27 protein-coding genes are annotated in these 22,744 nt (G+C 45.7%); 17 read left to right on the top strand and 10 right to left on the bottom strand.

Translation table 11 applies throughout. The annotated features are described in order from the left end of the window. Positions 1–11 precede the first annotated feature (11 nt). The 6 genes from fliQ (at position 12) to lafA (ending at position 6,199) form a co-directional block, all read left to right on the top strand. Positions 12–281 (top strand): flagellar biosynthesis protein FliQ, encoded by a 270-nt coding sequence (fliQ, locus tag BCT11_RS19820; protein WP_038868373.1) that lies wholly within the window; start codon positions 12–14, stop codon positions 279–281. Beyond that, positions 281–1,057 carry a flagellar biosynthetic protein FliR gene (gene fliR, locus BCT11_RS19825; RefSeq protein WP_102389070.1) on the top strand — a complete coding sequence of 259 codons (777 nt, stop codon included), beginning with the start codon at positions 281–283 and terminating at the stop codon, positions 1,055–1,057. Before fliQ ends, fliR begins: the two co-directional genes overlap by 1 nt. Continuing rightward, positions 1,054–2,181: a flagellar biosynthesis protein FlhB gene (gene flhB / locus BCT11_RS19830; RefSeq protein ID WP_042604856.1), complete on the top strand. Its 1,128-nt coding sequence runs from the start codon at positions 1,054–1,056 to the stop codon at positions 2,179–2,181. Before fliR ends, flhB begins: the two co-directional genes overlap by 4 nt. 31 nt (positions 2,182–2,212) lie before the next feature. Further along, a complete protein-coding gene (gene flhA / locus BCT11_RS19835; RefSeq protein ID WP_038868367.1) occupies positions 2,213–4,303 on the top strand; it encodes a flagellar biosynthesis protein FlhA in 2,091 nt (696 codons plus the stop codon). 19 nt (positions 4,304–4,322) lie between these two features. Beyond that, the gene (locus BCT11_RS19840) at positions 4,323–5,093 is read left to right on the top strand and encodes an EAL domain-containing protein (protein WP_198593975.1); all 771 of its coding nucleotides are present in this window, start codon (positions 4,323–4,325) and stop codon (positions 5,091–5,093) included. Positions 5,094–5,329: 236 nt separating this feature from the next. Beyond that, positions 5,330–6,199: a lateral flagellin LafA gene (gene lafA / locus BCT11_RS19845; RefSeq protein WP_038868362.1), complete on the top strand. Its 870-nt coding sequence runs from the start codon at positions 5,330–5,332 to the stop codon at positions 6,197–6,199. Between the two features lie 108 nt (positions 6,200–6,307). Here the strand turns inward: lafA and BCT11_RS19850 are convergent, their stop codons facing one another. After that, on the bottom strand, positions 6,308–6,598 hold the full coding sequence (locus BCT11_RS19850; RefSeq protein ID WP_038868358.1) for a hypothetical protein: 291 nt from the start codon (positions 6,596–6,598) through the stop codon (positions 6,308–6,310). Positions 6,599–7,013: 415 nt separating this feature from the next. Here BCT11_RS19850 and fliD point away from each other — a divergent pair, with 415 nt between their 5' ends. From fliD to BCT11_RS19895, 9 genes are all read left to right on the top strand, one after another. After that, entirely contained in the window at positions 7,014–8,351 is a 1,338-nt protein-coding gene (gene fliD, locus BCT11_RS19855; protein ID WP_042604860.1) for a flagellar filament capping protein FliD, read from the top strand. Between the two features lie 19 nt (positions 8,352–8,370). Continuing rightward, entirely contained in the window at positions 8,371–8,757 is a 387-nt protein-coding gene (gene fliS / locus BCT11_RS19860) for a flagellar export chaperone FliS (protein WP_038876432.1), read from the top strand. After that, positions 8,741–9,061: a hypothetical protein gene (locus BCT11_RS19865; protein WP_038876435.1), complete on the top strand. Its 321-nt coding sequence runs from the start codon at positions 8,741–8,743 to the stop codon at positions 9,059–9,061. The genes fliS and BCT11_RS19865 overlap by 17 nt, the downstream gene beginning before the upstream one ends. Beyond that, positions 9,058–10,110 (top strand): flagellar hook-length control protein FliK, encoded by a 1,053-nt coding sequence (locus tag BCT11_RS19870; protein ID WP_102389072.1) that lies wholly within the window; start codon positions 9,058–9,060, stop codon positions 10,108–10,110. Before BCT11_RS19865 ends, BCT11_RS19870 begins: the two co-directional genes overlap by 4 nt. A gap of 22 nt (positions 10,111–10,132) precedes the next feature. Then, positions 10,133–10,642 (top strand): flagellar basal body-associated FliL family protein, encoded by a 510-nt coding sequence (locus BCT11_RS19875; RefSeq protein WP_102389073.1) that lies wholly within the window; start codon positions 10,133–10,135, stop codon positions 10,640–10,642. A 12-nt stretch (positions 10,643–10,654) separates the two neighbouring features. Then, on the top strand, positions 10,655–11,383 hold the full coding sequence (locus tag BCT11_RS19880) for a FliA/WhiG family RNA polymerase sigma factor (RefSeq protein WP_102389074.1): 729 nt from the start codon (positions 10,655–10,657) through the stop codon (positions 11,381–11,383). 9 nt (positions 11,384–11,392) lie between these two features. Next, on the top strand, positions 11,393–12,250 hold the full coding sequence (gene motA / locus BCT11_RS19885; protein WP_038876444.1) for a flagellar motor stator protein MotA: 858 nt from the start codon (positions 11,393–11,395) through the stop codon (positions 12,248–12,250). Further along, positions 12,250–13,242, top strand: coding sequence for a flagellar motor protein MotB (locus BCT11_RS19890; RefSeq protein ID WP_038868340.1), 993 nt, complete (start codon positions 12,250–12,252; stop codon positions 13,240–13,242). Before motA ends, BCT11_RS19890 begins: the two co-directional genes overlap by 1 nt. Positions 13,243–13,342: 100 nt before the next feature. Further along, positions 13,343–13,630 (top strand): hypothetical protein, encoded by a 288-nt coding sequence (locus BCT11_RS19895; RefSeq protein WP_038868338.1) that lies wholly within the window; start codon positions 13,343–13,345, stop codon positions 13,628–13,630. Between the two features lie 27 nt (positions 13,631–13,657). Here BCT11_RS19895 and BCT11_RS19900 read toward each other — a convergent pair whose 3' ends face one another. The 6 genes from BCT11_RS19900 to BCT11_RS19925 all read right to left on the bottom strand — a co-directional run bounded on the left by BCT11_RS19900 (position 13,658) and on the right by BCT11_RS19925 (position 19,019). Further along, the gene (locus BCT11_RS19900) at positions 13,658–14,230 is read right to left on the bottom strand and encodes a hypothetical protein (RefSeq protein ID WP_102389075.1); all 573 of its coding nucleotides are present in this window, start codon (positions 14,228–14,230) and stop codon (positions 13,658–13,660) included. A 163-nt stretch (positions 14,231–14,393) separates the two neighbouring features. Then, positions 14,394–15,833: a pyridoxal-dependent decarboxylase gene (locus BCT11_RS19905; protein ID WP_102389076.1), complete on the bottom strand. Its 1,440-nt coding sequence runs from the start codon at positions 15,831–15,833 to the stop codon at positions 14,394–14,396. 130 nt (positions 15,834–15,963) lie between these two features. Further along, on the bottom strand, positions 15,964–16,983 hold the full coding sequence (locus tag BCT11_RS19910; protein WP_102389077.1) for an AraC family transcriptional regulator: 1,020 nt from the start codon (positions 16,981–16,983) through the stop codon (positions 15,964–15,966). A 134-nt stretch (positions 16,984–17,117) separates the two neighbouring features. Beyond that, complete coding sequence (locus BCT11_RS19915) at positions 17,118–17,888, bottom strand: PhzF family phenazine biosynthesis protein (RefSeq protein ID WP_102389078.1); 771 nt, start codon at positions 17,886–17,888, stop codon at positions 17,118–17,120. 419 nt (positions 17,889–18,307) lie between these two features. After that, positions 18,308–18,685, bottom strand: a complete 378-nt coding sequence (locus BCT11_RS19920; RefSeq protein ID WP_102389079.1) for a PH domain-containing protein — start codon at positions 18,683–18,685, stop codon at positions 18,308–18,310. 118 nt (positions 18,686–18,803) lie between these two features. Beyond that, the gene (locus BCT11_RS19925; protein ID WP_038868488.1) at positions 18,804–19,019 is read right to left on the bottom strand and encodes a TIGR02450 family Trp-rich protein; all 216 of its coding nucleotides are present in this window, start codon (positions 19,017–19,019) and stop codon (positions 18,804–18,806) included. 187 nt (positions 19,020–19,206) lie between these two features. Between BCT11_RS19925 and BCT11_RS19930 the strand changes: the two genes are divergently transcribed. Together BCT11_RS19930 and BCT11_RS19935 are read left to right on the top strand one after the other, a co-directional pair. Continuing rightward, on the top strand, positions 19,207–19,971 hold the full coding sequence (locus BCT11_RS19930) for a transporter substrate-binding domain-containing protein (RefSeq protein ID WP_102389085.1): 765 nt from the start codon (positions 19,207–19,209) through the stop codon (positions 19,969–19,971). A gap of 148 nt (positions 19,972–20,119) precedes the next feature. After that, positions 20,120–20,932, top strand: coding sequence for an aminoglycoside 6-adenylyltransferase (locus BCT11_RS19935; RefSeq protein ID WP_102389080.1), 813 nt, complete (start codon positions 20,120–20,122; stop codon positions 20,930–20,932). Between the two features lie 74 nt (positions 20,933–21,006). On the opposite strand, the gene BCT11_RS19940 is transcribed toward BCT11_RS19935, so the two are convergent. The 3 genes from BCT11_RS19940 to BCT11_RS19950 form a co-directional block, all read right to left on the bottom strand. After that, entirely contained in the window at positions 21,007–21,429 is a 423-nt protein-coding gene (locus BCT11_RS19940; protein WP_009705015.1) for a hypothetical protein, read from the bottom strand. Positions 21,430–21,616: 187 nt separating this feature from the next. After that, complete coding sequence (locus BCT11_RS19945; protein ID WP_009705016.1) at positions 21,617–22,069, bottom strand: hypothetical protein; 453 nt, start codon at positions 22,067–22,069, stop codon at positions 21,617–21,619. A gap of 140 nt (positions 22,070–22,209) precedes the next feature. Beyond that, positions 22,210–22,455, bottom strand: coding sequence for a hypothetical protein (locus BCT11_RS19950; protein WP_102389081.1), 246 nt, complete (start codon positions 22,453–22,455; stop codon positions 22,210–22,212). Positions 22,456–22,744 lie beyond the last annotated feature (289 nt).

The following is a 22,744-nucleotide window of genomic DNA, read 5'->3' on the forward strand; positions in this document are numbered from 1 at the left end:
CAGGAGGCAATATGACACCTGAGTTAACCGTTACACTGTTTTCTGACGCAGTATGGCTGATCATTTTAATGGTAGCAGTCTTAGTCGTTCCGGGATTGATCGTCGGTCTTGGCATTGCGGTATTTCAAGCCGCAACCCAAATCAACGAACAAACCTTAAGTTTTTTGCCACGTCTACTGGTCACCCTGTTGATGGTGATTTTTGCAGGGCATTGGATGCTACGAAAAATCATGGAGCTGTTTGATTTCTTGTTCCATAACATTCCGGGAATGATCGGCTAATGGCGATCACGTTTGCGGAACTGTCTGTGATTCTCGGTCAACTTTGGTGGCCGTTTTTTCGCATCGGTGCGGTCTTTATTTCCATGCCATTCTTTGGCGATGCGTTGATTCCAGTTTGGGTCCGTAGCTTACTCGCCTTCTCTATCGTGGTGATCACCGCACCACTGATGCCACCCATGCCAGCAGTCGAACTGTTTTCTATGACTTCCTTGTTCCTTGCATTCGAACAAGCGATATGGGGGCTGATGTTTGGCCTTATTCTGCACATGCTATTCAATGTTTTTACCATGCTTGGTCAAATCGTTTCTTTGCAAATGGGATTAGGCATGGCAATGATGAATGACCCGGTCAACGGCCTTTCCGTGGCGATTCTTGGTCGCATGTTCTTAATCTTCTCGACCTTATTATTTCTCGCTCTGGAGGGGCACTTGTTGGTTATCGACATCGTCATACAAAGCTTTGTCGTCTGGCCCGTTGGCTCTGGGTTAACCGCACTCTCGCTGAAAGGCGTGGTCAGTATTTTCGGCTGGATATTCGCTTCTTCACTTGCTTTGGCTCTACCTGCCATTGTATCCATGCTGCTTGCAAACATTAGCTTTGGTGTGATGAATCGCGCCGCGCCTTCATTAAACGTTTACGCTCTGGGCTTCCCTATGACTATGCTGCTAGGTTTGTTCAGCGTCTTGATATCCGTTTCTGGTGTCCCTAGCCGTTACACCGCATTAGTGCATGACACCATTCGCCACTTGAATAACTTTATGTTGGGGGGCGCATGAGCGATCAGTCATCACAAGACAAAACCGAAAAAGCCTCCCCCCAGAAAGTCAAAAAAGCTCGCCAGGAAGGACAAATTCCTCGTGCAAAAGAATTCACCACCGCCGTGATTTTCTTAGCGGTCGCATTGTACTTTTACTCTCAGCTCAGCAGTATTTGGGAAAGCATGACAGGTATATTCCGTTACAACATGGCCTTAACCCGTGCTGATTTAGACAACCCAAAACAAATGGTAGAGCAACTTGGGCAGAGTTTGGCGGTCATCATTGAAATGCTATTACCCCTCTTCACAGTCATCATTATCGTGACATTTGGCAGCAGCATGATCTTGGGAGGTTGGATGTTCCGACCAGCCAATGTGTTACCAAAGCTCTCCAAACTCAATCCTATTTCGGGCATCAAACGTATTTTCTCAACCCGCTCAGTTGTAGAACTGGTGAAATCGACATTCAAGGTCGCGGTCATCTTTGGCATTCTCTATGGCTACTTAGATAATCACCTCCAGCCTTTACTTGGTATGCAAAATTTGCCGCTTAGCCAAGGCTTTTCAATGGTCATGTCGATACTGTTTGAAGGCTTATTATTGATGGGGTTTGCCTTACTTCTGTTTGGTGTGATTGATATTCCCTACCAACGTTGGGAGCACCTAAAAGAACTGCGCATGACGAAGCAGGAGCTCAAAGAAGAGTTCAAAAATAACGAAGGCCGTCCAGAAGTCAAACAGCGTATTCGCCAGATTCAACAACAGTTCGCGCGACGTAAAATCGACAAGATGGTGCCCACTGCAGATGTGGTCATCACCAACCCAACCCACTACGCCGTCGCATTGAAATACGAACCTTCACTTTCAGACGCCCCATTTGTGGTCGCAAAAGGCGTCGATGAAACGGCCATGCACATCCAACGCATCGCACGCGAGAACAAAGTCGAGATCATCAACTCGCCGCCACTGACTCGTTCGATTTATCACACAACCGCGATTGAGCAAGCCATTCCGAGCCAGCTCTTTATCGCTGTTGCACACATTCTTACGTATGTTTTGCAATTGAAAGCCTTTCGTAAAGGCGACGGACAAGCGCCGACGCCTTTGCCTCATTTTTCAATTCCAAAGCATTTGCAGCACTGATTAACCCGCGTTTACCCAAGGAAACGAAAGTATGCTTAACCGGTTAAAACAACTTCAATCCTCCACCAAAGGCTACATTGGTATTCCAATCGTCTTGTTGATGGTGTTGGCAATGGTCATATTGCCGCTACCGCCACTACTGCTGGATGCGCTGTTTACCTTCAATATTGTCTTAGCGATCTTGGTATTGCTGGTCAGCACCACGGCGAAGCGACCGCTCGACTTTTCGATTTTTCCAACCATTCTTTTGGTCGCCACGCTACTTCGCCTTACGTTAAACGTCGCATCTACCCGTATCGTCTTGTTAGAAGGCCATAACGGCAGCGATGCCGCAGGTAAAGTCATCCAAGCCTTTGGTGAAGTGGTGATCGGCGGAAACTACGTAGTCGGTATGGTGGTGTTCATCATTTTGATGATCATAAACTTTGTCGTGATCACCAAAGGTGGTGAGCGTATTTCCGAAGTATCGGCACGTTTTACCTTGGATGCTCTTCCGGGTAAACAGATGGCCATCGATGCCGATTTAAACGCTGGCTTGATTGACCAAGAAACCGCCCGTCAACGTCGTAAAGAAGTGGCAAACGAAGCCGACTTCCACGGTTCTATGGATGGTGCGTCTAAATTTGTTCGTGGTGATGCGGTCGCAGGTTTGCTGATCTTGTTCATCAACATCATTGGTGGTATCAGCATTGGTGTGTTTGAACACGGTTTACCAGCATCAGAAGCCTTTAAGACTTACGCACTGCTAACCATCGGTGACGGCTTAGTTGCACAGATCCCATCGCTATTACTGGCAACCGCAGCCGCCATTATCGTTACTCGCATTAACGACAGCGATAACGGCATGTCGGAAACCATGCACAAGCAGCTTCTAGCAACACCTGCTACTCTGTTCACCGTTGCGGTAATCATGACCGTGATTGGTTTAGTTCCGGGAATGCCTCACCTCGCCTTCTTCACCTTTGCTGCCGTATTGGCGTTTGCAGGCTGGCGACAAAGCAAACAACCGGTTCAAGACCCACAAATAGAACAAGTCGAAGCCCTTTCTCAAGCGATGCAGGAAGAAGAAGCCGCACTAACTTGGGATGATATTCCACACGTCCATACCCTATCTTTGGCGCTCGGTTACCGTTTGGTGCACTTGGTAAACAAAGAACAAGGCGCCCCTTTGGCACAGCGTATTCGCGGTGTACGCCGAAACCTGTCTGAGCAAGTGGGTTTTCTGCTACCAGAAGTTCGTATCCGCGACAACCTCAGCCTAAAACCAAACCAGTACACCATCGCGCTAAATGGCGAAGTAATTGAGCAAGGCTTGATTGAGCCAGAACGTTTAATGGCGATCGCCGTGGGGGAAACCTACGGTGAAGTCGACGGTATTTTGGGCAGCGACCCTGCCTACCAACTGCCTGCAGTTTGGATTGAACATCAAGATAAAGCCAAAGCACTGAATATGGGTTATCAAGTCGTTGACGATGGTACTGTCATCGCCACGCACATCAGCAAAATCATGAAAACCAATTTGGCTGAATTGTTTACCCATGACGATGTTGAAGCTATGACTCAACGACTCACGGCACAAGCTCCTAAATTAGCCGAGGCCTTAGCCGCTGCACTGACCCCAGCACAGCAGCTTAAGGTTTACCGTCAGCTTCTGCTCGATCAAGTGCCTCTAAAGGACATTCGTACCATTGCTAACACCATGTTGGAGTCTTCTGAGAACACTAAAGACCCAATTTTACTTGCGGCAGATGTACGCTGCGCACTAAAACGTACCTTGGTGAACTTGGTCGCAGGACAAAAGAACGAGCTCAATGTCTATGCGCTTTCAGACGAGTTAGAGCAAATGTTGATGACCTCTCTGCAACAAGCACAAGCTGCGGGCACCGTGATGCTAGACAGTTTCCCGATAGAACCGAACATTCTTGGTCAGTTCCAACAAAACTTGCCTTTAATTCGTCAACAACTCAAGCAACAGGGCTTACCACCAATCTTATTAGTGATGCCTCAGTTACGCCCATTGTTGGCTCGTTATGCTCGTACCTTTACTCAAGGACTCGCGGTATTGTCCTACAATGAAATCCCAGAAAATAAACAGATCAACGTGGTAGGAAATCTTGGTTAATCTCATATCAACGAAAGCGATGTACGATTATTTATGTGGCCTTGCGCTGCAACACATTGTCACGGACGACGACCAACTGGTGTTTGATGCACTCAAGCACAACGACATTCAACACGTCTGTCAGGCCATCCGTGAAACTAAAACTGGCGAGGTGGAATACCAACACCTCACGTTGCGCTTTGGCCTACGCGGCGAGCAGAGTGTCTATCAGTTTCAGTTATCAGAGCAAATGCAATATTGCTTAGATCTGTACAGCTTTTACTTAGCTCTAAGACAGACTCAATTCCAACTCGAAACCTTTCATCCTGATTTAATCAGCAATGTGGTGGTTCCCATCCGCATTGATGCCCTGCTCTGGCAGCCTGGTGCGCACTTCTTGAATCAGATGATTCAGTTCCATAATGCGGCCTTTCAACATGTTATCCCTTCCCTTCAAGCCGATGAGACCCTATGTCTGCACGATAGAGTGACTCCTTTGGTAGAACAATTGAAAGAGAACGCCTTTGCCTTATGGTTTGAAGTCTCGACACATCAAACACACTTCGAGCGCATCACCGAATTTGCCCCTGATATGATCAAACTGTCCGTGACGATGGAAAACAAACAAGAGCAACATGCATTTCTACCCATTGCGCGATTTTTAAGGGGTAACCACATTTCTTGGGTTGCCGGGAGAGTCGCAAGTCAAAGTGAACTCAACCGCTATCGATTACTTGGTGCGAGTTATTACTTCGGCTATTTCAGTGATATTCCCACCTCATTGTCGTTTAAATCGTTTGATGATGAATAAGCCACCCAAAAGCAAAAGGGCGAATTCTTGTCTCGGAATTCGCCCTTTTTTCTGTCTAATTAACCTTAAACAGTCAATATTCTGGAATGTAAGTCACTAAAAACCATCAAACTAGCGCTTTTCGATAAAATTTTTAAATTTCCAATTAATCATTAAAACGAATCGACCGCCTCTAGTTAGTGAGCAAGGGAGAATCCCGAAGCCTGAAAGAATAGTGAAAAACTAAGGAGACCAAGATGGCTTTATCTATGCATACTAACTTCGCATCGCTTGTAACTCAGAACACGCTGAACAATACAAGTAACCTACTTAACACGTCTATGGAACGTTTGAGCACGGGTTACCGTATCAATTCAGCAGCAGACGATGCAGCAGGTCTACAAATTGCTACCCGTCTTGAGTCTCAAACTCGCGGCATGAGCGTTGCAATGCGTAACTCGCAAGACGGCATTTCAATGATGCAAACTGCGGAAGGCGCGATGGATGAAATGACAAACATCGTATACCGCATGAACGACCTAGCAACACAGGCTTCGAACGGTTCTGTATCGGCAAACGACCGCACGGCACTAAACGAGGAATACCAGCAGCTAGGTGAAGAGCTCGCGAACATCATGGACTCAACGAGTTTTGGTGGTAACAAGCTTCTACAAGATGCTGGTACATTTGGTGCAGCAGCTGTTAACTTCCAAATTGGTACTCAAGCAGGCGAACAACTTGAAGTTGACGTATCAACGCAAGTGCAAGCAATCAACGCTTCAATCGGCACATCTGGTGCACTAGCAGTTGGCGACCTAACATCTGAAGCAAATGCTCAAACTGCAATGACAGCACTGACTGGCGCGACCGGTGATGCAGGTCTTCTAGGTCAAATCGGTACTGCACGTTCAGCATTGGGTGCGAACATCAACCGTCTTGAGCACACAATGACAAACCTAGGCAACATGGTTGAAAATACGTCAGCTGCGAAAGGCCGTATCACTGACGCTGATTTTGCCGTTGAATCTTCAAACATGACGAAGAACCAAATGCTAATGCAAGCAGGCACAACGGTTCTTTCTCAAACAAACCAATTGCCAGGTATGGCAATGTCGCTACTTCGTTAATCAACGATTAAGCTCAGTAGCCCCCAATAAGGCTGTTGATTTAATCCGTCCGAAAGTCAAACCTCCCAGTATTTGGGAGGTTTTTTTGTTCTTAATGATGCCAAACACTTAGCGACGAATATAGATACCGCTAGCATCACGGGTTTGGTTTGCAGTTGGGACACGAAAACCCGCTTTAAGCATGGTGTTATGTAGCACCTTATTAAACAGCTCCAATTCAGCCGATTCAACACCACGGTCACGTTGGTAGCTTTTTAACTCAGGGAAACGAGAAACCGCTTCAATACGGATGCTTGCCAGCTCCTCGGCATTAATGTTCTGTTTACTGCGCAGTTTGGTTCCAATAAATGCCTCGTAAGCACGTGCACACTTCATCAGTCGTAAAACAAATTCATTCATTACTGTCGTTCTTTTAATTTTTAATTGGGGGAAATAGCCAGACGTAAGCAACCACAAAAATTGCAGGGGCATAAGATAACAAAACTTCACCTTCCGACAGGGTCAGAAAAATCCGAATCCTTTAGCAGTAAACACCGAAATCTGCTCACTATGCGTACATCAGCATAGCCAGTCATTTCTCTCCTATTTAATTAAATCATTTGCTTATTCTGGTCGCCTTTTCTCTTTGGGAAACCCCGGGAATTACCAAGGGGAAAGCGGAACCATCAAGGTGGAAAAAGCGCTTCCTCTCAAACAGCAAAAACCACTGCAAGATACTGTTATATATAAAAATAAATAACAGGCACGCATCTTGCGATTGTTCATTTATTACTGGCACAAGACGCCAAATACAGATGAGAGAGGGAGCGACCTCATGAGTTCATTAGATCCAATCACCATGGCAACCCAGTTCGCCACGTTAGATGTTCAGCCATTTCAACAACGCTACCAGTTTCAAGCGGATAAATACCAAGCTCAACTGACAGCACTAGGAAAAGTAGAAAGCGCGCTGCGTGATTTCCGCACAGCCGTCAATGAGATGAACAGCAGCACCAGTAGCATCATCAAGAACACGGCGACGCTCTCTCAAGATGGGTACTTCTCGGCTAACGCCGATGCCAACGCCATGTCGGGCAACTACCAAATTTTCGTTGAGCAAGTCGCGACCTCACATCAGCTCTCTACAGGCATGCCAGCAAATTTGGATGCCACAACAGAAATACCGACCACAGGCACATTGGAATTCACCATTGATGGCGAAACCATGACGTTGGATCTATCAACTGTTGATACCGATGGGGATGGCAAAGCAACCGTGACTGATTTAGTCAGTGCTATCAATAACAATGCTGACAATCCCGGTGTCAACGCCACATTAGTGCGCTCAAACGGTCAAACGCATTTCATGTTGTCGAGCACTGAAACAGGCGTTGCGAACACCATCAATGTAAACGCCTCTGGCACGGGGCAAGCTTGGTTTGAAGATGCCTTTACCAACACAACTGAAATCAGTAAACCACAAGATGCCGTGATTTGGCTCGGCGCGGAAGGCACCGGACTTCAGTTGACTAACGCAAGTAACACCTTTGAAGGCGTGATTGATGGCGTCGACATCACGGTCACGAAAGCACAAACCTCAGGTGAAGCGGCAGTAGGGCTGGGGATTGGCGCTGACAGCGAAGGCACAAAAGAACAACTCAATAAGTTTGTTGAAGCCTACAACTCTCTGGTTTCGACGCTTGATGAATACACTCAAATCGGCGGTGAAGACAAAGCTCGTGGCGTGCTCGCCAGTGACCCAACGCTACGCTCAATTGAAAGCCAGTTAACTAATTTGGTGCGCGGAGAACATGGTGGAATGCGACTGAATGAAATCGGCATCACCCTTGACCGCAGCGGAAAAATGAAAGTGGACCAAGATAAGTTTACCGAAGCACAGAAGAACAACAGTGCTGGATTAGAGGCGATGTTTAATGGCGACGGAGCCTTGTTGGATTCGCTCGATGATATGGCGGAACCTTTCCTAAAATTCTCATCTGGCACCTTTAATTCACGTAAAGACGCCCTGCAAGCCAACTTAGACCGCATCGAGGACAAGCAAACTACGCTAGAGCGTAAATACGAGATGTCGTACAACCGCTACCTCTCCCAATTTACCCAAATGAACACCTTAATGACGCAAATGAACCAAACCATGTCGATGTTTGGTTAAGCCTTTAGGAGAAATAATTATGCTCATGGATTCTGGCTACGACTCATACCAACAAGTCGATCTGGATGCGCAAGCCGCATCCGCCAACCCACACCAACTGGTGGTGATGTTAATTGATGGTCTGCTTGATGAAGTTGAACGTGTTCGAGGCCATCTCGCGGCCAATCGTCTGGCAGAAAAAGGCACAGGCATCAACAAATGCATGAACATCTTAATTGGTTTAAGCAGTGCCCTAGATGAAGAAAATGGCGGCGAAATTGCAGAGAACCTACGCCAACTGTATGACTTCTGCCAAGTTGAGCTGTATTACACCAGCGTACAAAACGACGCAACCCGTTTAGACAATGTCGAGCGAGTAATGGGCAACATTCGAGAAGGATGGGTGAATTTTGGACAGCAAGCATAAAGTGTCGCCAGAGCGATTTCGCCACTTATCAAAACTGATCCAAATCGCCACAAAAACGGCCGATTGGCCAGCACTGAAACGCTACGACCTACAGTTGCGTGAACTGCTGATCAGTCATAAGCCGTATCTTAAAGATCCAAAACTCGCTCCTGAAATTCAGCGGGCAAAAGCGGTGCATGCGTGCGCTTTCACCGCTCTAGAAAAAGCCACCAGCGAATTAAAACAAGAGATGAGCAAGGTGAATGATCAACAAGAACGAGCGATGGCTTATCAGCTCGCGATGACGATGGAGCTCACGCAATGATGGTAACCAATTCAATGCCTGCAAGTGCGCCTTCTCAGTCGTCAGCAGGGAAAATCTCACAAGCGCGTTCAGAGCAAGGCTTTTCGCACCCCAGTTCAACCGCGGTAAACCAACAGCACCAAACCAACGCACCTCTTGTTGTTGCGGGGTTCCGTTTAAATGCGCAAGCCTTACCGACGGAAGTTACCCAGCCAAAAGCTGAAACACCTGAACTCAACGCTGAAGTGACCTCAGCTGAAGCATTGTTGATTGCGGTTCCTGCCACCATGGATCTCGCCACTCAAGCGCAAACCCTAATCCAAGGAATGAGCAAAACCGCGGTTAAGCAAGGCGAAACAAATCAACTTGCGCAAGTATCGGCAGGTAATGCGTCTCAAAGCACAAATGTCGGAAACCAAGTAAACCCAATGCTTAACACCACTGTGCAGGAGAACCAAAGCCCCCCTAAAGCCAGTGCAACGAGCGTATTAAAGGTATCAGCTTCGGACTTGCAAACTCTACTTAATCAACCAGCTCAAGGGCAAGTGCTAGCGGCCAACTCACAAGCGCAAACAGCAACAGCGCCGCATTCGAACCCAACCTCACCACTGGCAGCTACTCAAGCTCAAGGCGCGGAGTGGGCGGCCGTACGTGTTGATACCAACTCTAGTAAATGGGGTGAACAAATGATGCAGGTTTTACACGATCGTGTGACCTTACAAGCGCAGCAAAACTTGCAAGAAGCCAAAATCCGCTTAGACCCACCAGATCTCGGTAAATTGGATTTATTGGTTCGTGTCGAAGGGGATCGTTTGAGCGTGCAAATTAACGCCAACACAGCCGCTACGCGTGAAGCATTAATGCAAGTGTCCGAGCGTTTACGTGCTGAGCTTCAAGAGCAGAACTTTGTTCATGTGGATGTCAATGTCGGTTCGGATCAAGGTCAAGACCGTCATGACCATGAGAGCCCACAAGAAGACACCACTATTTTTGCGGCTCGTGAATCCGGCACTTTTCAATCAAATACAACAACAAACTATTCAGAGCATTGGCTGAACACTCAAGCCTAATTAATCATCGAGGAAAAAGGTTATGACCAAACAACAAATGATCGCCCTGTTTATCGCCATGATCATCACCAGTGCCCTCGTTTCGGCCGCCACGGTGGTTGGCGGTATTTGGTACATAAATAAAAGTTCAGAATCCGCCTCATCGGAATCAGGCGTCAGCGCTTTTTTGGAAGATTCTCCACTCGCGTTCTTAACAGCAGAAGAACCGACCAGCAACGGACCGAGTTTTCACCCATTGGACAAAGTGGTGCTGACTATCAAAGGTAAAAAGCAGACGCACTTTGTGATGCTGGAACTGGCCGTAGAAACGCGTCGTCCAGAGCGCATTAAGAACATCGATAACTACATGCCAATGGTACAAAACTCATTGCTCAAGCTGTTCAGCGATAAAACCTTTGATGAGCTACAGCAGGCGGGGTCTATCGATATTCTGCAAAACGAAGTCAAAGAGACCTTACTCTTAGCGTTTTCGAAAACTGACATCGTGCGTGATATCGATGATGTTCTATTAACCAAATACGTTGTGCAATAACGGAGCACGACTATGTTGGAGATGAACTTACAGGAAAGTTATACCGCGACGGAGGAAGTGAATACGCCGTCTCGCCCAATTGACGAAAACGCACTGCTGCAACGCCATCAAATCATGGTGAAACGCGTCGTAAACCAACTCCGCGTTCATGCTACTTCGCATTGCAGCATTGAAGACATGCAGCAAATTGGCCTAATTGCGCTCGTCGAAGCAGGACGTCGTTATGGGGATGTGGATGACACACACTTCCCCGCTTTTGCCGTTTGTCGGGTTCGTGGCGCTATTTTAGACGAGCTTCGCCGCTTAGATTGGCGCTCACGTAAGACCCGTCAACAAGCACACGAACTAAACGACGTCACACGTGACCTAACCCGTGAACTTGGCAGAATGCCTACCGATGCCGAGATCATTAAAGCACTCGGCACTGATGAGCAAGACTTCTACAACCGCCAAAATGCAGCGCTGGCGGGCGAAATGCAGAGCCTTGATCAATTAATGGAAACAGGGGGAGACAGCCACTTCGGCGGTCAATACGACGGGATGGAACATGAACATATTCGTCGTAGCTTAGATTGCGCACTTAGCAAAATGTCGAAGCGCGACCAGTTGCTACTGACTCTGTTTTATCAACACGAACTCAACCTACATGAAATCGCGCTCGTGCTCGATCTGACGCCACCTCGCATCTGTCAGTTGCACAAACAAGCGCTTAAACAACTCAATCAATTAATGTCCTCTTAGGAGTCAAAGATGCAAAAGTTTTTTGGAGCCATTACCGTCCTGTTGTGTGTCTTTGGTGGATACATGTGGGCAGGAGGTAAACTTGGTGCGATTTGGCAACCGGCCGAGTTTCTGATCATCATCGGAGCCGCAGCTGGCTCTCTGATCATCGGTAACCCGCCTCAAGTGTTAAAAGAAATGCGTCAGCAAGTGCGTGCAACGATTTCTGGCCCGCGTCAGGAATACGAGTACTACATGGAGCTGATGGCACTACTAAATAACCTGCTAGAAACCGCACGCAGTCGTGGTTTTAAATTCCTAGATTCACACATTGAATCACCGGAACAAAGTTCGATCTTCCTCGCGTACCCAAAAGTGAGCAACGATCATCGCCTTATTTCGTTCATTACCGACAATTTACGTTTAATGGCAATGGGACAAATGTCGCCTCATGAATTAGAGGGACTGCTAGAACAAGAAATCGAAGCCATTCAAACCGAGATGTTACTGCCTTCACGCTCAATGCAGCGCACTGCAGAAGCACTTCCCGGATTCGGTATTCTTGCCGCAGTCGGTGGCATCATCATCACCATGCAAGCCATTGATGGTTCCATTGCGCTGATTGGTTATCACGTTGCCGCTGCCCTCGTTGGTACGTTCATTGGTATTTTTGGTTGTTACTGTTGTTTAGATCCACTCAGTAATGCCATGGCTCAGCGAGTCAGACGAAACATGACGGCTTTTGAATGCGTACGCGCCACCTTGGTTGCTTACGTCGCGAAGAAGCCAACATTACTCGCCATCGACGCTGGCCGTAAACACATTCAGTTAGACATCAAACCAACTTTCAACCAAATGGAGAAGTGGCTAGCTGAACAGGAGGGATAATGCAAAAACAAGAACATGTGGTGTTCAAACGCGCAAAAGCACATAACCATGATGAGTTTCATGGTGGCGCGTGGAAAGTCGCGTTTGCCGACTTCATGATCGCGTTGATGGCGCTGTTTCTTGTCCTTTGGGTCATGCAAGTGGTCGACAAGGAAGAGCGCAAAGCCATTGTCGCGCACCTTCATAGTTCGAGCGTTTTTGATAAGAGCTACGGTAACCCTTTCGATACCTCACAAAGTATCTCTCCTATCGACTTGGCACAGGACTCTTCTGTGCCAAGCAAACACAACTCAAACCACGTCGTCAGTTCCTTCTTCCAAGGTGATGGCGATGGCCCAGAGATTGACTCGCTGATCCCAGGCAATTTCGACACTCAAGAGCAACTTGCTCTACTGGCTAAAGTAATTGATGAAGTCGTAGGTCAAATCAGCGCGCAAGGTAACGTGAATGTCACCATTACACCGCAAGGGTTGCGTATTGTGCTGCAAGATGATTACAAACAGCATATGTTCAGCCGAGGTGGCGCCGAGTTGACGCCTTTCTTTGAAGACTTATTACTTGCTTTAGCTCCAGTGTTTGAGCGCATCAGTAACCCAGTCATCATCAGTGGGCACACCGATTCTACTCCGTTTAAAAAACGCTTTGGAAAGCAATCTAACTGGGCGCTTTCGGCTTCACGAGCGGATGTCGCGAGAAACACCTTAGTCGAGGGTGGCATGCCGGATGAGCGTGTGATGCAAGTGACAGGCATGTCGGATCGCGCATTACTTAATCCTGACGAACCCGATTCGAGTGAAAACCGTCGTATAGAGTTATTTATTCTGACCACGCCAGCCGCGCAAGTGCTTGAGACCTTCTTCGGTAATCAAGAAGACAGTGAACTACAGAAAGCCAAGCAAAAAGCAGAATTTAACCAACCCGTGATCAGACAAGAAGTGATTCGCTATTCGGTGGACTCAGAAACGCCAAAAGCGAAAATTCAAGACCTCTAAAATCAAAAAAGGTCACAACAAATACATGGTGTGACCTTTCATCTCGATTGCTGTTTGCATTGCTAATAATTGTTGCTATCACTGTTTAGTTGAGTTCGATATGCCTGTACGCGCGCCCAATAAAACCCAAAAAGATTCGCTCAAAAAAGCCTTTCTTTGGCTGATCATTTTTGATTATCTGTTGCTGGCATTCTTTCTAACTCAACTGCCAAGCCTTAATCTGAATAGTGGCACCATGATCAGCTTATTATTGGTCGTGTATAACATTTTGCTAGTTTCGCTTTGTTACCAACGCACCAGTAAGCAAGACTCTTACATCATTTATCCCGTGCTCTCTGCAACGCTACTGGCATTCGTATGCTTTTTGTATTTCTTCTTTTTGGTGTGAATCTTGAGATGCTGTCGCATTGAAGCATCAACTTAATGGTACCATTTGTACGTTTTTAACTGAGTGACTATCTAATGGCGCTGCACAGTTGGTGAGCGTTCCAACATCAATACGACTCGTTTTTGAAAAAGCCACAATCACGTCAATACACGCTTCCTCATTTTCTGCTACCGATGGGTTGGCACTGATAAAAGCGCGAATTTTGTCCACATAAACCGGATGATCTAAATAAAGGCTCGCCAGCTTTTTTCTACCGATATAAGTATGTTGGCGCTCCTCGCCAATTGGGGACAGTTTATTCTTATGTTCATGCACTAAGTGGTAATTACAATTGTTGCAGCTTCTCACCTGAGTAAGCGTTAAGGTATTTTCTTCGTCTTTGAATACCTTGATGTCGGTTTGAGTTTGGTTGAGAGCAGCATGACTCTTTGTATCGGCTTTTGAATACTCTAACTGCCCTAACAGGTCGGTATTTTTGCTCACTAAGAAAGCCACATCTACCCCAGAAGCACTGATAAGGTGGCTATCAACGGAAGTGGCACTTGAGCATCCATTTAGAACGACCAATCCAAAGAGAAAAGTAAGTAGTTTTGATTTCATATAGGAATCCTTATTGAATGGAAGAAGTCATTTAAAAAGAATAAAGAAACCAAAGACGGATTAATTGTCATTGCATGCCTACCAGAATCCACCCAAAATAAAAAACCCAGCATTATCGCTGGGTTTGCGTTGATACGGCGACTAACAGTCAACCATTAACATGTTATTTGGTGCTCATTAGTTCTTTCTCTGTCAGGTAAGCTTCGATGATCTTTTCTGCTGACAAATCGATATCTTCCTTGGAAGTATGGCAACTTAGTACAGAAAACAGCATGCTCTTAAGCCCCTTATAACCAGAAGTCGATGGATAAAGAGTTCCCTCTTGTTGCAGTCGATGTACAACACGGGCCGTTAGCTCATTGCGATATTCCTCGCCTCCTTCACCAAACTGTGCTGAAAAACGATTCGACACCACATCGTTGAGGATAGTGATGCCATCCACTGTTGAAAGTTTTTCTGCCATACATTGTGCAAGCGCAGTACAACGGTCAACATGGTCTTCGATCCCCTGCTTACCTAATGACTTAAACGCAGCATAAACAGGCACACCACGAGCTCGACGCGAAGCACCAATCCCAAAGTTGATCGCATTGCGATCTGGCTTATCCATCGCGTCATTAAGGTAGTCACCCATATTGCTGCCGCCCATCGCTTGAGCCAGCAAACCTGCGTTCTTCACGATGACCATTCCCGAGTCATAGGGCATGTTAAACCACTTATGACCATCTGTATCAATTGAATCAACTCTATCGATACCATCCAGTAGATAACGATGTTTGGCACTCGCTGCCGCCCAAAGCCCAATAGCGCCATCAACATGCAACCATGCATTACCATGAGCAGCAACGGCATCAGCAAGTGCGTGGAAAGGATCGAACGCTCCTGAGTCGATACAACCTGCTTGCGCGCAAACTAGGGTTGGCCCCTCAAGTGCAGTAATGGTCTCCATCAGGGAATCTGGAATTATGCGTAGGTTTTCATCCGTTGGAACTTTAACAATGTTTTCCAAACCGATTCCAATCATGGAAAGAGCACGTTTAATCGTTGAATGAATTTGATCGCTCACAACAACATTAATACGCGGCGCACCATACATACCTTGACTTGCCACATCCCAGCCTGCACGTTCTAAAAGTGCATTACGAGCGGTAATAAGGCTTGTATAAATCGCCTCTTGGGCACCAGATGTAAAGCCGATACCCGAATTTGGCGCCAAGCCAAGTAGTTGGGTCATCCATTCTGCGGCGGTCTCTTCAACCACTGACAAAGCTGGACTAGTAACATAATACGGTACATTTTGGTCCCATGCGCTCACCAGCCAATCTGCCGCCAATGAAGCAGGGAAAGAGCTGCCAATGGCATAGCCAAAGAAACGTGGTCCCCCCGTTGCGATCAAGCCTGCATCAACATTTTTAACCATCTCATTGATAACGACTGACGGCTGCGTTGGTGTCAATGGGAGTGGCCCACCAATCGCTTGTCTCAACTCCTGAGAAGTGATGCACTTGTCTACAGGTCGCTCATTTAATGACTCTAAGTAGTCAATGGCGTGTTCAAAGGATTGGGTAAGCGGTGAACGGTATTCATGGAATCGATGTGACATGTTTGCTTCTCTCTTTGGTTTCGATACTCCTAATCTTATGGATTGAGAGAAATATAAATTGTCACCTCGTGCCACCAAACTGAACTATTCCGTCGGCACACTCTCTTTAACCGAAATGTCACTTTATGCGCTAAGACGTAAGAAAAGACGATGCCTTCCGATAAGCAGACGGCGTTATTCCCATTTTTCTTCGAATAAATCGAGTAAAGTTTGCTGTATCGGTATACCCCAATGACGACGCAATGGTTGTGATTGATAGATGTGAATCTTTTAATAAGCGTAAACTTCTTTCCAACAGTAATTCTTCAATGACATCGCTATAGGTGACGCCAGCCATACACAAGCGCCGTTGCAAAGTTCGTTTATTGATCCCCAAAATACGCGACGCGTCGAGAATAGAAAGCCGTCCCACAGAAGTATAAGGCTGAACGGCTAATCGAAAAGAGGGAAGAAAAGACGTTGGTATCTCACTAAGAGGCGCTTTCACAACAGATTGTCTTTTACTGGGCATACAAACCGTTTGGCTTAAGATGCCATCATCGAGCTGAATGCCTGTAGCTGCACGATTAGTATAGAACTGAATATGCTGAAGCTGAGAGCAGTTAAAAAACGGTGCCACCCCTGCGCACTTTAGACTCACATTCAACGTTTTTTGCTTAGAGTTCGAGAGCGCATCAACCAACTCATCCATGAAGATAACACTGAATAACTCAGCATATTGGTACCATGATTCAGCGTCACCATCTTTGTATCGAGCAAACCAAAGATGATTGTGGTAACGCTCAAGACTAATACGAGTGTTATTTGAGAACAGGGGAATCACACGGCAAAACTCTTCGATGCCTTCCGCTACCGTCATTGATGGAGTCAGGGATAACTGTTCTAAAATTTTAGGCACATACAAATCACGACACATCCCCAAGATGGTGTAAATAAAGGTTTCTGGTGAGCAAGATTTCCCAAACGCTAAAATAAGATTTTTAAGCGTGGTTTCAGGTAGAAACTCAACATCAGTAATCTGAATATCTTCTGGCGCCTGTGTTACCTTTATAAGCTGATGCACATCGACATCACTCCGCTTATAGAGCTCCGCTAAATAATGCACCCACTCCGATCTAACCAAAGGGACACCTTCAAATACAACCGTCATCCTCTGCCCTTCACTTTGTCTAAATGTCGAAAGGTAAAAAAACCAAAACCGCTTGTCTTGTCATTTCGCGACAACAAAGGGATTCGCAAACACCATAAATGTGTTTTACGTACCGATGTATTTGAAGAGAGGCTTTACTGAACTCTCAAATGCACCGACGCAGATATCACTAACGTGTCAGAGCTGAGCTTCGCAATTTGGAAAAAGCCACCCTTCTCTGAAAGCTGAGAAGCATTCAGTGAGTCGACGTCCAACTTCTTAAACCAATATGGCGCTAACGTGCATTGTGCCGAGCCCGTTGCAATATCCTCATCAATTCCAATTTTGGGTGCAAAATAGCGCAATACGTAATCGTTAGGGCCTCGTTGAGCGGTAACCATCACCGCATGGAAATCTCGGATTTGTTTTAGGCAAGTAAAATTGGGGTGGTAACGTTTCACTTGCTGTTCTGATTCCAACACCACAACAAGATCGCGAGTAGTAAACACATCAACTGCCTGCACTCCTGATAGCTCCAGATTTAACAAGCTTAAATCCAAACTCGTCGGCACTGGCTTACCTTCCCATGATGGAAGTGCCATTTGATACTGGCAACCATGCTTAACGATAGTAATGTCGCCATAATCACTGTGTAACTTAACAGAACGCTGCTTTAGGCGAGCAATCAAGGCCGCACCAGCCCCCATACTGCCATGGCCACACAGGTTGATCTCGCTGGTCAAAGAAAACCAACGAATGCGCCAACAGTTATCGATATGACTAAGAAATGAGGTGACAGGTTGTGCGACACTTTGTGCAATCGACAACATCTCTGAATCACTTAACCAATGAGACAAAAACACCACGCCACAAGGGTTACCTTGCGCTTGTTCAGAACAGAATACATCGTAAACTTGGGTATCGATAACTCACCTCATATCGCTAGCAGCCAAAAACCATAATGTTCATTATTAACGCATTTTCCAAATTAGAGAAAAACACTATTTTTCATCCATTGATAGGGAAAATATCGTGCAACAAATCATTAAGCAAGTGTACACATATCAATAATTGAATTTAGAAGGCTATTTATCTCTCTTGCTGGTTTCAACATTTCGCTCAGATAACAAATCAAAGGAATGAAAAAAGGAAGCATTACATGCTTCCTTAAAACGTGTTATCTATCGTTAACACTCATCGAATCATTAGATAGAAAATAACCCCAGCAGAGAAACCAAGGATAAATATCAGAGACTTGCTGCGTTTACTTAATGCTTCCTTGCCTTGTTTTTGTGTCGCCATGATGACTCCTTGTCTTTGGCTGAATTAGCGCTTAAACCATTGTCTAAGCGAGTACGTGCTCGCTGATCATTTTGTTAAACGATACGAGGTCAAAAGAGCCCCTGATCTCAAAGCGCACTCGCCCTACTTCACTGAGGAACAATTCAATCTCACAATCCAAATCAAGCGTGCCTGAGGTTTCAATCGAGAACGCATTAATCTTGCTGTATGGCAGAGAGGTGTAGTCCACTTTTGAACCTGTAATCCCTTGCACGTTAGCTGCGATAACGCGTTTGTTGGTGAACACCACTTGGTCACGCACCGTTTTGAAGCCAGCGAAAATGCTCTCTCCGTCAATTAAGAATTTGTGGAAATCGTCGCGCACCTTGGAGATTTCAATTGGCTTAAGTTTGAATATCGATGAGTTTTCGAAATCGATCATGGCGTTACCTTAGAATCTAAATAAATCACTCACCAATTAATAGCAAAGTCTCTATCACGAGCCTATTGATTTTGGTGACTTTTCTAACTCCATCTCGTTTTTGGTCATCACACCACGGTTATTTCCATCCTTGTCGCCATTGTTGTGTGTCTTTCAAATCATGCCAATCTAGCTCGCGCTCTCGCTTGGTCATAACCGCTTCAATCACGCATCTCACGACGTTGCCTTCTTCATCAAACTCCATTTCTGAAATGATGAAGTGCTTCTCTTTGTTTACCGGCTCTGTCGCAGTCCATTTGCTGCGAAGTAACTTTTTAGGGTGAATTCGATTCATAACGCTCTGCCATTCATAAGAAAAAGTTTGCTTTTAATACGTATAAATTAGCAAATGCAATCAAATTCAATGTCGCTATTTTTTCTTCAATATGGTGTTTTTTCTTATTGGTTTGATCTCTTTTTCTGATACTTCCTGTTACTTTGAGTGTTCAAACAAACACAACACAACACATAAAACAACGACAATGAAAAAAACAACACTTTTACTTGCTTCCGTAGCACTGGCACTTTCCGGGGTTGCCCAAGCCGATAAGCTGGAAGACATACAAAAATCAGGCACCTTACGTGTTGGAACAACGGGCGATTACAAACCGTTTTCTTACTATGACGGCGAAAGTTATTCTGGTTATGACATTGATGTCGCCAACCACATTGCGGAGCAACTAGACGTCAAATTGAAGATGGTTCGTACCACATGGAAAGATCTACTCAATGACCTTGATGAAGACAAATACGACATCGCCATGGGTGGTATCACACGTAAAATGCAACGCCAACTGAACGCAGAGCAAACACAAGGCTATATGACATTTGGTAAGTGTTTCTTGGTTGCAAAAGGCAAAGCAGCGCAATTCAATACGCTCGAAAAAGTTAACGACCCTTCGGTTAGAGTCGGCGTCAATATCGGTGGTACAAATGAAGCCTTTGCGGATAAAAACCTGCAACAAGCTCATTTCACCCGCTACGAAAACAACTTAGACGTACCGAAAGCCGTCGCGGCGGGCAAAGTTGATGTCATGGTGACAGAAACTCCGGAAGGGTTATTCTACCAAGTCACGGACGAGCGTTTAGAAGCGGTTCGCTGCGAAGACCCGTTCACCAAAGGTCAGTTTGGCTACTTGATCCCTAAAGGCGAACAGCGCTTACTGAATACGGTGAACTTCATCATGGATGACATAAAACTGAAAGGCATCGACGAGCAGTTTATGCACCATAACTCGCTGAAGTAATTAACAGTCCATATCAAAACCGTTCAATTTTGAGCGGTTTTTGTTGCGTCTTAAGATGCTTCACGCCATATTGTAATGCTGCGCTAATTTTACCGCACTAACCATTCTGCTGATGGTTCTAATATCAACCATGATTAATAGGTAAAATATGAAATTCTCAAGCACGCTTCCTCAAACTCATGAACAGCTTCTAACTAAAATTCTTGCGGTATTCACTGCTGACTCACGCATTCTTGGTATTGGTGCAAGTGGCTCTTACGCCTCTGACTCCATGGACAAATACAGTGATTTGGATTTGGTCATCGCCATCAATCCTGAAGATTTTGATTCGGTAATGGCAGAACGCTTTGCGCTTATCGACCAAGTAGAAGGTCAAGTCGCTGCTTTCACTGGTGAACACGTGGGAGAACCAAGATTGGTGATCGCAATCTACGCGCCAGATGCGATTCATGTCGATTTCAAATTTGTCTCTTTGCCGGATGCAGCCACTCGGGTTGATGACACCAAAGTGCTTTGGGAACGCGACGGACAGCTATCGCAAGTCTTCGAGACTGCGACGCCTCACTACCCTCAACCGGATCCACAGTGGATTGAAGACCGCTTTTGGATTTGGGTTCATTACGGCGCAACCAAAATTGCTCGTGGGGAATACTTTGAGGCTGCGGAATTTTTATCGTTCCTACGCTCTGTTGCGATATCCCCATTAGCCCTGAAACAACAAGGGTTGACTCCTTCTGGCGTGAGAAAAATAGAATCACGCATGCCTGCGTTTGCGGCGGAGCTAAAACAAACCGTCGCCATGCCAGAACGAGAAGCGCTAGTTCCTGCATTTGAAAAGATCGTAGAGCTGTATTTGTCGCTGCGAAAGAACGAGCAAATCAGTATTAAACCGGAAGCCCAACAGCTTTGTATGGATTACTTCCAGCAAGAGCTAAAAACGAGTAGATCTGGCACAGCGTAGAAACAACGACGTGTAGAAACAACAAAGGGGATATCACTATCCCCTTTTTCATCGGTTTGATTCGCTGAGAGCGATTACATCACGCACTCTTTTGCTGCTTGTGCTTTCTCGATGCCTTCTTCAATCAGAGATTTGGTTTCTTCGCTGCCGATAGATGACATCACTTTGTCCATCACCTTATCCACTGTCGATTCAGAAGACGCTTCCACCAAACAAGCGTACGCATTGGCAATGTGTTCTTTCGCTTCAATAAGTGCTTCAGGGTCACTGAAATCCACATTCATTGCTTCTTCAACCGATGCCGCAAGCTCTTCTGCAGATTCCGCAGCATCACCAAATTGGTCCAGGTTAAACGCTTCTTCTACTGAATCCATCTGCTCTTGAACCGTATCAATCGCTTTGTTTGCAGCTTCTTGTGCTTGGTCAATGGCTTTGCTTGCGTCATCACAGCCGACAAGTGCCATTGCTAAAACCATTGTTGAGATTGTCTTTTTCATATTTGTTCTTCTAACAAGTAAATCGCTAATCATCACAATACGTGATTAGCCGATAGATTTTAATTCAAGAGTTGTAAGAAGAGGAAACAGAAACGTTTGAAAGCCCCAAAAACAAAGCCGCTACGAATGAGCGGCTTTTGTATTTGCTTTAACGTTTACTCAGGTGTTTAAGTAAACATTAAACCTGTCAGGCAATTCTTCCGTGGCTGATTGCCATCATTTCATCGTAGGTACGTTGCAATGCATCAAACGTCCATTCGAAGTAGACGCGACGTTCCATCAGAGGAGCAATTTGGTCTGCATCAAATGATTCTATCGTCAGATCAGAATACTCGACTTGCAGGCTGTTGCCGTCCGTACCCCAATCTTCGTACTCACGATTACCAATGAGATCGTAAAGGTTATTACTTAAGAAGCTGTATACCACTAAGAATGATTTTACTGCGTCTTCCGAAAAGTTAAGCATGCTCGCGACTTGCGCGACGTCATACGACTTTTCTTTATCACCTTGGTCAATATCAAGCCTCACCAATTGAGTTTCCCACGCTGCCAATTCACCGTAGGAATCCAAGACGTATTGGTTCAGAGCTTCGAACACATGAAAAAAATCCTGGATCATTGAGATGTATTTATCAGACATAACGTCCCTTATTGAATTTGGTGAACGGACGATCTTCGCCGCCGTGTTATTGCTCACCCTAGCCAGTGGTTGTTAAAAGTTAGACTACAAGTTGCAACACCACATACTGTACTTGTAATTTTGTTGTCATTTTTGAGTGATCAGTCAATTAATAGCGTTGGCTCGTCGATGCCCATGTAGTCACACAGTTCACGTTTAATTCGGTGAAAGTCTTGTACCGAGACAAAGCAATCGGCGTATTCTGTTTTACCATCAATGCCGATATTAACATGAGCAAACGACTCGACCGTCGACGTAATTTTGATGGAATCATGGCTGAGTTCGAACGTAACAACTTGGTCCATATTCAGGTAACGACCAGATTCGATTTTTAGTGCTTTCGCCATAATGGGGTCCTAAGGTAACAGTGCAGATCTGGAAATAGGCAGCATCCCGATGCTCAAATAGAAAGGCTTGCTAATTTGATGGTGATTCTGCCCCATAATTGAAGTGAGCCTATCACAAGCCCCTGCCTTCAAAATTAGAGTTTGACCGCACTTTCCTTTGGATTTACTTACAGATGAAACAGTTACTCAAAATCTGACCGCAAATTCACATACAAAAGAAAAACGGAGCGTATTTCACAGTTTCATGGAACAAAAAGGCCACTGTGATAGCGCAATGTAGTTCACTTAA

It is taken from the genome of Vibrio sp. 10N.222.52.B12, from assembly GCF_002875385.1.
Classification (GTDB): Bacteria; Pseudomonadota; Gammaproteobacteria; order Enterobacterales; family Vibrionaceae; genus Vibrio; species Vibrio jasicida.

Bases quoted from the DNA above. Each gene is read 5' to 3' on its own strand.
- BCT11_RS19840 (WP_198593975.1), top strand. From the start codon at position 4,323: ATGTACGATTATTTATGTGGCCTTGCGCTGCAACACATTGTCACGGAC.
- BCT11_RS19925 (WP_038868488.1), bottom strand. From the start codon at position 19,019: ATGAATCGAATTCACCCTAAAAAGTTACTTCGCAGCAAATGGACTGCG.
- BCT11_RS19870 (WP_102389072.1), top strand. From the start codon at position 9,058: ATGATGGTAACCAATTCAATGCCTGCAAGTGCGCCTTCTCAGTCGTCA.
- fliR (WP_102389070.1), top strand. From the start codon at position 281: ATGGCGATCACGTTTGCGGAACTGTCTGTGATTCTCGGTCAACTTTGG.
- BCT11_RS19945 (WP_009705016.1), bottom strand. From the start codon at position 22,069: ATGTCTGATAAATACATCTCAATGATCCAGGATTTTTTTCATGTGTTC.
- BCT11_RS19935 (WP_102389080.1), top strand. From the start codon at position 20,120: ATGAAATTCTCAAGCACGCTTCCTCAAACTCATGAACAGCTTCTAACT.
- BCT11_RS19920 (WP_102389079.1), bottom strand. From the start codon at position 18,685: ATGATCGATTTCGAAAACTCATCGATATTCAAACTTAAGCCAATTGAA.
- BCT11_RS19900 (WP_102389075.1), bottom strand. From the start codon at position 14,230: ATGAAATCAAAACTACTTACTTTTCTCTTTGGATTGGTCGTTCTAAAT.
- BCT11_RS19890 (WP_038868340.1), top strand. From the start codon at position 12,250: ATGCAAAAACAAGAACATGTGGTGTTCAAACGCGCAAAAGCACATAAC.
- BCT11_RS19895 (WP_038868338.1), top strand. From the start codon at position 13,343: ATGCCTGTACGCGCGCCCAATAAAACCCAAAAAGATTCGCTCAAAAAA.
- motA (WP_038876444.1), top strand. From the start codon at position 11,393: ATGCAAAAGTTTTTTGGAGCCATTACCGTCCTGTTGTGTGTCTTTGGT.
- BCT11_RS19850 (WP_038868358.1), bottom strand. From the start codon at position 6,598: ATGAATGAATTTGTTTTACGACTGATGAAGTGTGCACGTGCTTACGAG.
- BCT11_RS19875 (WP_102389073.1), top strand. From the start codon at position 10,133: ATGACCAAACAACAAATGATCGCCCTGTTTATCGCCATGATCATCACC.
- fliS (WP_038876432.1), top strand. From the start codon at position 8,371: ATGCTCATGGATTCTGGCTACGACTCATACCAACAAGTCGATCTGGAT.
- lafA (WP_038868362.1), top strand. From the start codon at position 5,330: ATGGCTTTATCTATGCATACTAACTTCGCATCGCTTGTAACTCAGAAC.
- flhB (WP_042604856.1), top strand. From the start codon at position 1,054: ATGAGCGATCAGTCATCACAAGACAAAACCGAAAAAGCCTCCCCCCAG.
- fliD (WP_042604860.1), top strand. From the start codon at position 7,014: ATGAGTTCATTAGATCCAATCACCATGGCAACCCAGTTCGCCACGTTA.
- BCT11_RS19930 (WP_102389085.1), top strand. From the start codon at position 19,207: ATGAAAAAAACAACACTTTTACTTGCTTCCGTAGCACTGGCACTTTCC.
- BCT11_RS19905 (WP_102389076.1), bottom strand. From the start codon at position 15,833: ATGTCACATCGATTCCATGAATACCGTTCACCGCTTACCCAATCCTTT.
- fliQ (WP_038868373.1), top strand. From the start codon at position 12: ATGACACCTGAGTTAACCGTTACACTGTTTTCTGACGCAGTATGGCTG.
- flhA (WP_038868367.1), top strand. From the start codon at position 2,213: ATGCTTAACCGGTTAAAACAACTTCAATCCTCCACCAAAGGCTACATT.
- BCT11_RS19940 (WP_009705015.1), bottom strand. From the start codon at position 21,429: ATGAAAAAGACAATCTCAACAATGGTTTTAGCAATGGCACTTGTCGGC.
- BCT11_RS19880 (WP_102389074.1), top strand. From the start codon at position 10,655: ATGTTGGAGATGAACTTACAGGAAAGTTATACCGCGACGGAGGAAGTG.
- BCT11_RS19910 (WP_102389077.1), bottom strand. From the start codon at position 16,983: ATGACGGTTGTATTTGAAGGTGTCCCTTTGGTTAGATCGGAGTGGGTG.
- BCT11_RS19950 (WP_102389081.1), bottom strand. From the start codon at position 22,455: ATGGCGAAAGCACTAAAAATCGAATCTGGTCGTTACCTGAATATGGAC.